The 12332-nt window shown below is 66.1% G+C and carries 13 protein-coding genes; 9 read left to right on the top strand and 4 right to left on the bottom strand.

Annotation, left to right across the window (positions count from 1 at the left end; all coding sequences use genetic code 11):
* Positions 1 to 37: 37 nt before the first annotated feature.
* On the bottom strand, positions 38 to 679 hold the full coding sequence (locus tag QX010_RS02305; RefSeq protein WP_316177340.1) for a glutathione S-transferase: 642 nt from the start codon (positions 677 to 679) through the stop codon (positions 38 to 40).
* A gap of 8 nt (positions 680 to 687) precedes the next feature.
* Positions 688 to 1956, bottom strand: a complete 1269-nt coding sequence (locus QX010_RS02300) for a serine hydrolase domain-containing protein (RefSeq protein WP_316177339.1) — start codon at positions 1954 to 1956, stop codon at positions 688 to 690.
* Between the two features lie 211 nt (positions 1957 to 2167).
* Between QX010_RS02300 and QX010_RS02295 the strand changes: the two genes are divergently transcribed.
* Together QX010_RS02295 and QX010_RS02290 are read left to right on the top strand one after the other, a co-directional pair.
* Positions 2168 to 2371 carry a hypothetical protein gene (locus QX010_RS02295; protein ID WP_316177337.1) on the top strand — a complete coding sequence of 68 codons (204 nt, stop codon included), beginning with the start codon at positions 2168 to 2170 and terminating at the stop codon, positions 2369 to 2371.
* Positions 2372 to 2436: 65 nt separating this feature from the next.
* Positions 2437 to 2832 (top strand): ester cyclase, encoded by a 396-nt coding sequence (locus tag QX010_RS02290; RefSeq protein WP_316177335.1) that lies wholly within the window; start codon positions 2437 to 2439, stop codon positions 2830 to 2832.
* A gap of 264 nt (positions 2833 to 3096) precedes the next feature.
* Here the strand turns inward: QX010_RS02290 and QX010_RS02285 are convergent, their stop codons facing one another.
* Both QX010_RS02285 and QX010_RS02280 read right to left on the bottom strand, forming a co-directional pair.
* Complete coding sequence (locus tag QX010_RS02285; RefSeq protein WP_315804786.1) at positions 3097 to 3480, bottom strand: cell division protein ZapA; 384 nt, start codon at positions 3478 to 3480, stop codon at positions 3097 to 3099.
* A complete protein-coding gene (locus tag QX010_RS02280) occupies positions 3477 to 3827 on the bottom strand; it encodes a DUF4164 domain-containing protein (protein ID WP_316177332.1) in 351 nt (116 codons plus the stop codon). Before QX010_RS02280 ends, QX010_RS02285 begins: the two co-directional genes overlap by 4 nt.
* A gap of 268 nt (positions 3828 to 4095) precedes the next feature.
* Between QX010_RS02280 and tkt the strand changes: the two genes are divergently transcribed.
* From tkt to QX010_RS02245, 7 genes are all read left to right on the top strand, one after another.
* Positions 4096 to 6081: a transketolase gene (gene tkt / locus QX010_RS02275; protein WP_316177330.1), complete on the top strand. Its 1986-nt coding sequence runs from the start codon at positions 4096 to 4098 to the stop codon at positions 6079 to 6081.
* Between the two features lie 244 nt (positions 6082 to 6325).
* Positions 6326 to 7333, top strand: coding sequence for a type I glyceraldehyde-3-phosphate dehydrogenase (gap, locus tag QX010_RS02270; protein WP_316177329.1), 1008 nt, complete (start codon positions 6326 to 6328; stop codon positions 7331 to 7333).
* Positions 7334 to 7444: 111 nt separating this feature from the next.
* On the top strand, positions 7445 to 8635 hold the full coding sequence (locus tag QX010_RS02265) for a phosphoglycerate kinase (protein WP_316177327.1): 1191 nt from the start codon (positions 7445 to 7447) through the stop codon (positions 8633 to 8635).
* Between the two features lie 45 nt (positions 8636 to 8680).
* On the top strand, positions 8681 to 8938 hold the full coding sequence (locus QX010_RS02260; protein WP_315804781.1) for a hypothetical protein: 258 nt from the start codon (positions 8681 to 8683) through the stop codon (positions 8936 to 8938).
* Positions 8939 to 9132: 194 nt separating this feature from the next.
* Entirely contained in the window at positions 9133 to 10200 is a 1068-nt protein-coding gene (gene fba, locus QX010_RS02255; protein ID WP_315804780.1) for a class II fructose-bisphosphate aldolase, read from the top strand.
* A gap of 425 nt (positions 10201 to 10625) precedes the next feature.
* Complete coding sequence (locus QX010_RS02250) at positions 10626 to 11648, top strand: class I fructose-bisphosphate aldolase (RefSeq protein WP_316177325.1); 1023 nt, start codon at positions 10626 to 10628, stop codon at positions 11646 to 11648.
* Entirely contained in the window at positions 11648 to 12325 is a 678-nt protein-coding gene (locus QX010_RS02245) for a thiamine phosphate synthase (protein ID WP_316177323.1), read from the top strand. The genes QX010_RS02250 and QX010_RS02245 overlap by 1 nt, the downstream gene beginning before the upstream one ends.
* Positions 12326 to 12332 lie beyond the last annotated feature (7 nt).

The raw sequence follows: 12332 nt of genomic DNA, 5'->3' as shown, positions 1-12332 counted from the left end.
AGCCAGCCGCGTGAGCGATCGCGCAAACTTCTTGCAATCAACTCAACAACAACTTCATCCCCGGATCGCCCTTCTCCATCGCCCGCTGATAGGCCGGGCGGGCGGCGATGCGTGACAGATAGGCGCGGATGTTGGGGAAGGGGCTGAGATCGTAAGGCAGGAAGTAGCGCATCGTCGTCAGCGAGAACACGGTCATGATGTCGGCGGTGGTGAGCGCCGGCCCCGCCAGATAGTCCGCCTCGCCGCAGCGCGCCTCGACGGCCGCGAAGGCGCGATCGACCCGCGCCCGCATCGCGCCGAGCATGGGATTGTCGTCGGGCAGATCGAGACGGTTGAGGATCATCAGCCGGCCCATCGCCGCCTGCAAGGTGCCGTTGGCGAAGTGGAACCAGTAGAGGAATGGCGCGAAGTTCGGATCATCGGGGCCTGGCCGCAGCCGGCCCTGGCCGTATTTGGAGATGATGTAGTCGACAACGGCGCCGGATTCGGCGAGCACCAGATCGCCGTCGGTAATGACCGGCGCGGCGCCGATCGGGTGCAGCGCCTTGTACTCCGCGGGCGCCAGGACCGTCCTGGCGTCGCGCGTGTAGCATTTCAGCTCGTATGGGATCGCCAGCTCCTCGCAGAGCCAGACGATGCGCTCGGATTGGGACTTCCCTAGATGATGGATTGTCAGCATGCGCTATCTTACCTCACCATCGCGCCGTACACGATGTCCTGCACCTGCTCGCGATAATATTTGCGCAGGTCGCCGGGCGCCGCGGTGCCGACCACCACGACGAGGCGCTCCTTCGGGTCGCAGAAGAACTGCGTGCCATAGGCGCCGTTCCAGCTGAACTCGCCGGGATTGCCGGGCACGGCCGAGAGGCCCTCGCTGACGCGCACCGCGACGCCGAGCCCGAAGCTGAAGCCGGCGCGATGCGGCTCGACATTGGCGACGGTGTTCTTGATTTCGGGCCCGAGATGGTTGGAGGTCATGTGGTGCACCGTCTTCGGACTCAGGATGCGCGCGCCATCGAGCTCGCCGCCATTGAGCAGCATCTGGCCGAAGCGGACGTAGTCGCCGATGGTGGCGAACGAGCAGGCGCCGCCGCAGTCCGACTTCGTCGGCGTATCCAAGAGCTTGATCGCCTGCGGCTTGCCGGTCAGCGGATTGTTCGGAAACGGATGCGCCAGGCGCGGGCGTTGTGCGTCGGTCGGCGCGAAGGTCGCATCGACCATGCCGAGCGGCTTCCAGACATTGGCTGACAGATATTCGCCGAGCCGCTGCTCTGAGACCTTCTCGATCACCGCGCCGAGCACGTCGATGGAGAAGCCGTATTCGAACTGCGTGCCAGGCTGGTGCGCCAGCGGCAGCTTGGTGATGCGCTCGATGAAGGCCTGGGTGTCGCCCTCGATCGCAGGCGCGGTGCCGTCGGGATAGAGCCGCGCCACCGGGCTCGAGCTGTCCGGCCGGCCGCCATACATCAGGCCCGAAGTGTGGCGGTAGAGATCGTGGATCAGGATGGGGCGGGCCTGCGGCACCAGCAGCAGCGCGCCGTTCTCCTGGGTGACGCCGACCTTCATGTCGGCGAAGGCCGGATAGTAGTCGGCGAGCCTGGCCTGCAACGGCAGTCGCCCCTGCTCCATCAGCGTCAGCCCCGCCACCGCGGTCATCGGCTTGGTCATCGAGGCCAGGGCGAAGATCGCGTCGAGCGGCATCGGCGTGCCCTTCACCGGATCGAGCTGGCCGTAGGCCTTGTAGTGCACGAGCTTGCCGTCACGCGCGATCGCCACCACTGCGCCTGGCACGCGCTTGGCGGCGATCTCGCGGGCGAAGAAGTCATCCATGCGCGCCAGGCCAGCTTGCGAGAAGCCGACCTCGTCGGGCTTGGCCTCCGGCAGGGGCGCGGCGGCGAGCTGCGTGATGATCATGGTGAAGGCTGTGGCTACGGCCGCCTTGAGCAGCGTCTTCATGGGCACCTCCCTGATGCGCGGATGATCCCGCTTGTCTCGCGGGATTCGATCGCTCCGCCTGACCAATGGGTAGAGGACATGGGAAAGAACGACAAGCGCTCGCAACACGAACACATCGCGATGACGTGATCGGCTTCGCTGCCGCTTAATGGCGTATCCGCGCGACCCATCGGAAGGGGACGGGTGAGACCGCTGACAGGCGATATCACGCATGCTGAGGACGATCGGACTCATCCTTCACACGCTCTGGGCCATCTGTACGCTTGCGACGGGAGCCTTCGTCGGTGCAACCGTCGGCTTTCATTCGGGCGGCTGGATCGGTGCCGTCGTCCTCGGCCTCGTCGGTCTGGTCATCGGCGCAGTAGGTGCGGCATTGCCGTTGGAAACCATCGCATTGATCATAGAAGGTCTTTGATCCCTGTTCGGAACCGTTGCCGCTGCGAGAGGTTGCCTGCTCTCGTCTCGAACGGACGCAGCGCCATGACCGGACCCGAGCTCGCCAATCACTATCGCGCCTACATCGTGTGCCTGAATGCGCAGGCATGGCCGGTGCTCGGCGATTTCGTGCACGACCACGTCGTTCACAACGGCCGGCAGCTCGGGCTCAACGGCTATCGCGATATGCTGGTGGGAAACTTCGCCGATATCCCCGACCTTCGCTTCAACATCGGCCTGCTGCTGTCAGAGCCGCCTCGCGTCGCAAGTCGGCTGGAGTTCGACTGCACGCCGCGTGGCGCGTTCCTCGGGCTGCCGGTCAACGGCCGGCGGGTCGCCTTCACGGAGAACGTGTTCTACGCATTCCGCGACGGCAGGATCGCGGAAGTATGGTCGGTGATCGACAAGGCCGCCATCGAGGCGCAACTCGCGCGAGCGTGAGTGAGGCTGCGAAGGAAGAGCGTGCTCTCAGATACAGCGCCCTCGCCCGTTGTGGGAGAGGGCATCGCCGGCCTATCCACGCACGCGGTTGGGTGAGGGGTTTCTCTCCACGAACAACGCTCGCCGCGAGAGACCCCTCACCCAACCGCGCTCGCCGCACTGTCATACATGCCCTCTCCCACAAGGGGCGAGGGCACACTCATAAGCACCGCGAAATGAGGCGGTCCACGTTGACTGCACTAGGACTGACTTGTTAGTTCCGCCCTATCCGATCGCCACCCCGCCACCGATGGTCCGGTTGAGCACCTGCGTGGTGCGCTCGATGCGCTCGGCGGCGGCGTTCAGCGCCTTGGCCACCGCGACTTGCGTGGCGCGGGCGCGGTCGCTCGCCTGGTTGCGCACGTTGCGCAGGCCTTCCAACTCCTGCTCCAGCATCTGCACGCGCTGATTGGCGTCGATCAGCTCATCGCACACGGTGAGCGCAGCCATCACGGTCAGGCGGGCGTCGCCGATCTCGCCGAACTTGCCGCGCAGATTGGTGATGCGCGATTCCAGACTCTCCGCGAGTTTCAGCAGCCTGAGCTCCTGGCCCTCCTCGCACGCCATGCGATATTGGCGGCCGTTGATGGTGACGTTGATGTGGCTCATTCTTCGTCCTCATCGTCTTCAGCGGCGTCCTGCCCGTCGCCGCCAGCGAGCACGGCGCGGATGGTGCCGATCGCGGTGTCCAGACGTTCGGCGATCTCGCGATTGGTGCGCTCGAGCCGGCGCGTCTTCATCAGGGAGCCGTCGAGCTCGTCGGCGAGACGCGAGCGGTCGGCGCCGAGCGCCTGGATGCGCGTCGCCAGCTCGTCCTCGTCACGATCCGCCTCACGCCGCCGCTCGACCGCGCTCTCCAGCGCGTCGAGGGCCGTCATCAGTCGCCGCGTCGCCGCCTCGAGATCGGCGGCGCCGGGTTCCACCTGGCCGGCAAGATTGGCAGGGTGATCGTTCATGGCGCGGATGCGAGGCCCTCGGAGCAAGCGGGACGCGACAAAAGCGCTGTCCGGCAAGCGGTTACGGGCAAAATCTTACGTGCTGGGCGAGCCAAGCGCAACGCTCGGCCGAAACTATGCACTACTAAGCAACTTTTGGGACGTCCGGGACGTTGCATTGCCTTTGATTCCCGGAACCGAGGTGCTAATCAGCCCGCAAAATCCCGGCCCGCCAGCAATACCGGCGGCGTCCCTGTCATCAGCATTTCACGTTTGGACGGATTCCAGCATGACGCAGGTCGATCATTCCCGCATGGCCAACGCCATCCGCGCGCTCGCAATGGATGCCGTCGAAAAGGCGAAATCGGGCCATCCCGGCCTGCCGATGGGCGCCGCCGACGTCGCCACCGTGCTGTTCACCCGCGTGCTGAAATTCGATGCCGCGGCGCCCGCCTGGCCGGACCGCGACCGCTTCGTGCTGTCGGCCGGCCACGGCTCGATGCTGCTCTACGCGCTGCTGTATCTGACCGGCAACGAGGAGATGACGCTCGACCAGATCAAGCGCTTCCGCCAGGTCGATTCGCTCACCCCCGGCCATCCGGAGAATTTCCGCACCAAGGGCATCGAGACCACCACCGGCCCGCTCGGCCAGGGCATCTCCACCGCGGTCGGCATGGCGCTGGCCGAGAAGATGCTGCAGGCGGAATACGGCAAGAAGATCGTCGACCATCACACCTATGTGCTGGCCTCCGACGGCGACCTGATGGAGGGCATCTCCCAGGAAGCGATCGCGATGGCCGGGCACTGGAAGCTCAACAAGCTGATCGTGCTGTGGGACGACAACGGCATCTCGATCGACGGCCCGCTGTCGATCGCCGACTCGGTCGACCAGGTGAAGCGCTTCAAGTCTGCCGGCTGGGCCGCCGAGCTGATCGACGGCCATGATCCCGAGGCGATTGCCGCCGCGATCGCACGGGCGCAGAAGTCGTCGAAGCCGTCGCTGATCGCCTGCAAGACCACGATCGGCTATGGCGCGCCGACCAAGGCCGGCACCTCCAAGGTGCATGGCGAGGCGCTGGGAGCAGAAGAGCTGAAGGGCGCCAAGGAGAAGCTCGGCATTTCGCAGGAGCCGTTCTCGGTGCCCGACGACGTGCTCGCCGCCTGGCGCGAGGCCGGCCGCCGCGGCGCGGCTGCGCGCACGGAGTGGGAGACCCGGCTCGGCGAGATGGGCCCGCGCAAGCGCGCCGAGTTCGAGCGCCGGCTGCGCCACGAGCGCCCGGCGTCGCTGGCGAAGGCGCTGAAGGACCACAAGAAGGCGCTGCTGGAGACCCCGCTCAACGTCGCCACCCGCAAGTCCTCGGAGGCCGCGATCGAGGTGATCGCCGCAGCGATGCCGTTCGAGTTCGTGGCGGGCTCGGCCGACCTCACCGGCTCCAATAACAACAAGGCGAAGTCCGCGACCTCGTTCTCGGCCAAGACGCCGAAAGGCCGCTTCATCCATTACGGCATCCGTGAGCACGGCATGGCGGCGTGCATGAACGGCATCTTCCTGCATGGCGGCTTCGCGCCGAACGGCGCCACCTTCCTGGTGTTCTCGGACTACGCGCGCGGCGCAATGCGCCTGTCGGCGCTGATGGGCGCCGGCGTCGTCTACGTGCTGACCCACGACTCCATCGGCCTCGGCGAGGACGGCCCGACGCATCAGCCGGTCGAGCATCTCGCCGCGCTGCGCGCGATCCCGAACATGCGCGTCTTCCGCCCGGCCGACGCGGTCGAGACCGCCGAGTGCTGGGAGCTGGCGCTGAACCGCACCAACGGCCCGACCGTGCTGGCGCTGACGCGGCAGAACCTGCCGCAACTGCGCACGTCCGCGCCGGCGGACAATCCCTGCGGCCGCGGCGGCTATGAGCTGGTCGCGGCGCAAGGCGAAGCCAAGGTGTCGCTGTTCGCCACCGGCTCGGAGGTCGAGATCGCGGTCGCCGCGCAGAAGCAGCTCGCCGAGCGTGGCATCCCAGCCCGCGTCGTCTCGGTGCCGTCGCTCGAGCTGCTGCTGGAGCAGCCGGCCGAGACCCGGGCCGCGATCATCGGCAAGGCGCCGGTCAAGATCGCCATCGAGGCCGCGGTGCGCTGGGGCTGGGACGCGGTGATCGGCCAGGATGGCATCTTCATCGGCATGCATTCGTTCGGCGAGAGCGGCCCGGCCAAGGAGCTCTACAAGCATTTCGGCATCACCGCCGAGGCGGCTGTCGAGGCCGCCGTACAGCGGCTGGCGTAAGGCCTTCGGTCCCCCGCGCGGCCGTCCATCACGTCTGAGCGACCGGACAGCCGCGCTGGCGGATCCCTGATTCGCGACGGTTGAGCGAGCGCAAAAAAAGGACTACGAAAGGGCCATATCGTCCGCTCCCGCCCGGCAGAACCGGGCGTCAACAGGTCCAAACCCTCGTAGAGCCCTTGCCAGGGGCCGGCTACGAGGGACGAGAAACGTCATTGAACGATAAACGTCATTGAAGGAGACGAAAATGGCAGTCCGGGTCGGGATCAACGGGTTTGGCCGCATCGGCCGCAACGTTCTGCGCGCCATCGCGGAATCGGGCCGCAAGGACATCGTGGTGGTCGGCATCAACGATCTCGGCCCGGTCGAGACCAACGCCCACCTGCTGCGCTTCGACAGCGTGCATGGCCGCTTCCCGCACACCGTGACCGTCGACGGCGACACGATCGATATCGGCCAGGGCAAGATCAAGGTCACCGCCGAGCGTGATCCGTCGAAGCTGCCGTGGAAGGATCTCGGCGTCGACATCGCGCTGGAATGCACCGGCATCTTCACCTCCAAGGACAAGGCCTCCGCGCACCTGACCGCCGGCGCCAAGCGCGTGCTGGTCTCGGCCCCGGCCGACGGCGCCGACGCCACCATCGTCTACGGCGTCAACCACACCACGCTGACGAGGGATCATCTGGTCGTCTCCAACGGCTCCTGCACCACTAACTGCCTGGCGCCGGTCGCCAAGGTGCTGAACGATACGGTCGGCATCGAGACCGGCTTCATGACCACGATCCACGCCTACACCGGCGACCAGCCGACGCTCGACACCATGCACAAGGATCTCTATCGCGGCCGCGCGGCGGCGATGTCGATGATCCCGACCTCGACCGGCGCCGCCAAGGCGATCGGCCTGGTGCTGCCCGAGCTGAAGGGCAAGCTCGACGGCGTCGCGATCCGCGTGCCGACGCCGAACGTCTCGGTGGTCGATCTCAAGATCGTCGCCAAGCGCAACACCGATCCGAAGGAGATCAACGAGGCGATCAAGCGTGCCGCCGAGCAGGAGCTCAAGGGCGTGCTCGGCTACACCAATTCGCCGAACGTCTCGATCGACTTCAACCACGATCCGCACTCCTCGACGTTCCACATGGACCAGACCAAGGTCATGAACGGCAACCTCGTGCGCGTGATGTCCTGGTACGACAACGAGTGGGGCTTCTCCAACCGCATGGCCGACACCGCCGTCGCGATGGGCAAGCTGCTCTAACAAAATTGACTGTCATGGCCGGGCTTGTCCCGGCCATCCGCGTTTTACGCCCATAGAAGGACGACGTGGATGCCCGGCACAAGGCCGGGCATGACGCCTGGGAGGCACCGCATGAAACAATTCCGCACCCTCGACGACGTCGATCCGAAGAGCAAGCGCGTGCTGCTGCGCGTCGATCTCAACGTGCCCATGGAGAATGGCCACGTCACCGACGCCACGCGCCTGGAGCGCGTCGCGCCGACCATCAATGAGCTCGCCACCAAGGGCGGCAAGGTCATCCTGCTCGCGCATTTCGGCCGGCCGAAGGGCCGCGACGCCAAGGACTCGCTGAAGCCGGTCGCCGCCGCGCTCTCGCAAGTGATCAAGCGCCCGGTCGCCTTTGCCGACGACTGCATCGGCGAGCCGGCGGCGACCGCCATCGCCGCAATGAAGGACGGCGACGTGCTGTGCCTGGAGAACACGCGCTTCCACAAAGAGGAAGAGAAGAACGATCCGGCCTTCGTGGCCGAGCTCGCCAAGCTCGGCGACATCTGGGTCAACGACGCCTTCTCCGCCGCGCACCGCGCCCATGCCTCGACCGAGGGCCTCGGCCACAAGCTGCCGGCCTATGCCGGCCGCACCATGCAGGCCGAGCTCGACGCGCTCGACAAGGCGCTGGGCCGCCCGGCCAAGCCGGTGATCGCGATCGTCGGCGGCGCCAAGGTCTCGACCAAGATCGACCTGTTGGAGAACCTCGTCACCAAGGTCGATGCGCTGGTGATCGGCGGCGGCATGGCCAACACCTTCCTGCATGCCCAGGGCGTGCAGATCGGCAAGTCCCTGGCCGAGAAGGATCTGGCAGCGACCGCGCTCAGGATCATGGAGAAGGCGGAAGCCTCGAACTGCGCCATCATCCTGCCGGTGGACGCGACCGTCTCCTATCACTTCGCAGCCAACTCGCCGTCCTTCGCCTATGGCCTCGACGCGATCCCGCCGGACAGCATGATCCTCGATGTCGGCCCGCAATCGACCGCACGCATCCATGCCGCGATCGACGATGCCGCGACGCTGGTCTGGAACGGTCCGCTCGGCGCCTTCGAGCTGACGCCGTTCGACCGCGGCACGATGGTCGCCGCCAAGCACGCAGCGGAACGCACCAAGACCAAGAAGCTGGTCTCGGTGGCCGGCGGCGGCGATACCGTCGCGGCCCTCAACCAGGCCGGCGTGGCCGCCGACTTCAGCTACGTCTCGACCGCCGGCGGCGCCTTCCTGGAATGGATGGAAGGCAAGCCGCTGCCGGGCGTGGAAGTGCTGAAGGCCTGATCCTCAGAGCTTGTCGGCCATGGATGTTTCTGTTATGTTCCATTCATGGCTGACACTCCGACAGACGCCGTGCACTCGATCCTGATCAAGATTCAGGAGAGCATTGCTGCGTTCCGATCGGAGTTTGGACAGTTCAGACAATCGACCGAGACGCGGCTCGATAGCTTGGAAACCTTGATCCGCAAGCAGCGGCGTGATTCCGCCGGCATGCTGGTCATGATGCGCGCGGCCGCCAGCGACTTCGACGAGCGTGTCACCGAGGTCGAAGAGCGCATCGCGGCTCTCGAAGCGAGGAAGAGCTGAGCCAGCTCTTACGTGCTGTCCGTTGCGACGGATTTGGCTGATAACCTATGAATGGCCGCTGATAGCGCGGTCTGGTGGCCTGCGTCGCCCGCAACCCTTGGAATCTCCCGACCACCGCGTTATGCACGGTGCAGCAGTTTCGACACGTGCGCATCCTGCCGCACGGTCCAATTCTTAATCAGGGAGTTCCAGCCATGGCTCGTATCACGTTGCGTCAATTGCTCGACCACGCGGCGGAAAATGACTACGGCGTCCCGGCCTTCAACATCAACAACATGGAGCAGGCACTGGCGATCATGGAGGCGGCCAATGCGGTCGACGCTCCGGTGATCATCCAGGCCTCGCGCGGCGCCCGCTCCTATGCCAACGACGTCATGCTCAAGCACATGATGGACGCGGTCACCGAGATCTATCCGCACATTCCGGTGTGCGTGCATCTCGACCATGGCAACGGTCCCGACACCTGCATGACCGCGATCCAGTCCGGCTTCACCTCGGTGATGATGGACGGATCACTGAAGGCCGACGGCAAGACGCCGGCTGACTGGGACTACAATGTCGGCGTCACCAAGACGGTCGCCACCATGGCGCATCTCGGCGGCATCTCGGTCGAGGGTGAGCTCGGCGTGCTCGGCTCGCTCGAGACCGGCATGGGCGACAAGGAGGACGGCCACGGTGCCGAAGGCAAGCTGTCGCACGACCAGCTGCTGACCAACCCGGACGAGGCCGTGAAGTTCGTGCGTGAGACCCAGGTCGACGCGCTCGCGATCGCGATGGGCACCTCGCACGGCGCCTACAAATTCACGCGCAAGCCCGACGGCGACATCCTCGCCATGAACGTGATCGAGGAGATCCATCGCAAGCTGCCGAACACGCATCTCGTGATGCACGGCTCGTCCTCGGTGCCGCAGGACCTGCAGGAGATCATCAACGCCTATGGCGGCAGGATGAAGCCGACCTGGGGCGTGCCGGTCAGCGAGATTCAGCGCGGCATCAAGAACGGCGTGCGCAAGATCAACATCGACACCGACAACCGCATGGCGATGACCGGCCAGATCCGGAAAGTTCTGTCGGAGCACCCGGAGGAATTCGATCCGCGCAAGTACCTGAAGCCGGCGATGGAGGCGATGGCCAAGCTGTGCAAGCAGCGCCTGCAGGAGTTCAACACCGCCGGCCAGGCCTCCAAGATCAAGCGCGTGCTGACCACGGCCGAGATGGCCAAGCGCTACGCCAAGGGCGAGCTGGCTCCGAAGGTGGCGTGAGGCAGCTGCCGCCCCGCTGCGTTGAGCTTCTCGACCCCAGCAGCCGCCGCAACGGCGGTAAGCTCCCCTCCCCCTTGCGGGGAGGGGTCGGGGGGGTCCGGGGCGTACTATCAGTGATGAGATCGAAGGCGCATATCGACCATCGCGCTTGCGATTGAAGTGGCCGAACGCGTGCGCGCGACAGCGTTCACCACTTACGATCTCAACGCGTAACTCACTGAGTTCAGTGCGTGTGGACCCCCACCCCCAACCCCTCCCCGCAAGGGGGAGGGAAGCCGACCACCGGTGACGTGATCGCTTGCTCCGATCAGCAACCTCCCCTTCACCTCTTCGAGAGTCCGCCTCACCGGCGGCCAATGTTTGCTCGGCATCCGCCCGAGAACCGTCTATTTTGATGGGCAGGGCAGGTGCGTCTGGAGCCAAGCATGAATCTCTCCGCACTGAACACCACGGCCCTTGCCATGGTTGCACCGGGCAAGGGCATCCTCGCCGCCGATGAATCCACCGGGACGATCAAGAAGCGCTTCGATGCCATCAAGGTCGAATCGACCGAACAGAACCGCCGCGACTATCGCGAGATGCTGTTTCGCAGCGAGGGCATGTCGTTCATCTCCGGCGTCATCCTCTATGACGAAACCATCCGGCAGCATGCCGCCGACGGCACCCCGCTGGTGAAGCTGATCGAAGCGGCCGGCGCCATTCCCGGCATCAAGGTCGATGAGGGAACACAGCCGCTGTCCGGCTGCCCCGGCGAGCGGGTCACGGTCGGCCTCGACAGGCTTGCGGATCGGCTGGCGACGTACTACGCGCTGGGTGCGCGCTTCGCCAAATGGCGGGCCGTGATCGATATCGACAAGGACAACATCCCTTCGATGACAGCGATCCATGTCAACGCGCATGCGCTCGGCCGCTATGCCGCCCTGTGCCAGGCAGCGAACATCGTGCCGATTGTCGAACCGGAGGTGCTGATGGACGGCGATCATGACATCGGTCGCTGCTTCGACGTCACGCGCCGCGTGCTGAACGAGGTGTTTCGTGAATTGCGCATCCAGCGCGTCGCGTTGGAAGGCATGATCCTGAAGCCCAACATGGCGGTCGCGGGCAAGCAGTCGCCGGACCAGGCCGGGGTGCAGGAGGTCGCCGAAAGGACCGTCCAACTGTTGAAGGAATGCGTGCCTGCGGCGGTGCCCGGCATCGCCTTCCTGTCCGGCGGACAATCCGACGAGAGCGCGACCGCGCATCTCGACGCGATGAACCGGCTCGGACCGCTGCCCTGGAAGCTGACCTTCTCCTACGGCCGCGCGCTGCAGGCGGCGCCGCAGCAGGCATGGGCAGGCAGGGCGGCGAACATCTCCGCCGGCCAGCGCGCCTTCACCCACCGCGCCCGCATGAACGCGCTTGCCAGCCGCGGCCAGTGGACCGCAGCGATCGAGAAAGAGGCCGCCTAGTGTCCGGCAAGACGACATCCGCGCGGCCCGCGCCGCGCCTCTATCTGGCAACGCCGGTCGTGACCGATGCGGCGGCGCTGGCCGCCGGCCTGCCCGAGATCCTCGCCAGCGCCGACGTCGCTGCGGTGCTGGTGCGGCTGAAGGACAGCGATCCGCGCAGCATGATCACGATGGTCAAGACGCTGGCGCCGGCGATCCAAGGCGCCGGCGCAGCGCTGCTGATCGACGGCCATCCCGACATCGTCGCCCGCGCCGGCGCCGATGGCGCGCACCTGACCGGCATCGCCGCGCTGGAGGAGGCGCTGCCCGGCCTGAAGCCGGACCGCATCGCCGGCTGCGGCGGCCTGTCCACACGCCATGATTCGATGCGCGCCGGCGAGCTCGGCGCCGACTATGTGCTGTTCGGCGAGCGCGATGCGCAGGGACGGCGGCCCTCGCCGGATGCTGTCAACGAGCGCCTCGCCTGGTGGGCGGAGCTGTTCGAGCCGCCCTGCGTCGGCTATGCGATCTCGCTCAAGGAGGCCGCGGACTTCGTCGCGGCGGGAGCCGATTTCGTGCTGGTCGACGACCTCGTCTGGAACGACGCCCGCGGCCCGGCCGCGGCGCTTGCTGAGATCAGCACCGCGATCCGCAGCGCCCATACGGCCGCGCCAGCCGACGCGCCAGGACAGAGCTGAACGGCGG

Origin of the sequence: Bradyrhizobium sp. SZCCHNRI1009, assembly GCF_032487575.1 — a bacterium.
Classification (GTDB): domain Bacteria; phylum Pseudomonadota; class Alphaproteobacteria; order Rhizobiales; family Xanthobacteraceae; genus Bradyrhizobium.
Note: the sequence above shows the minus strand (reverse complement) of the source record. Positions and strands in the feature narration are given on the sequence as shown.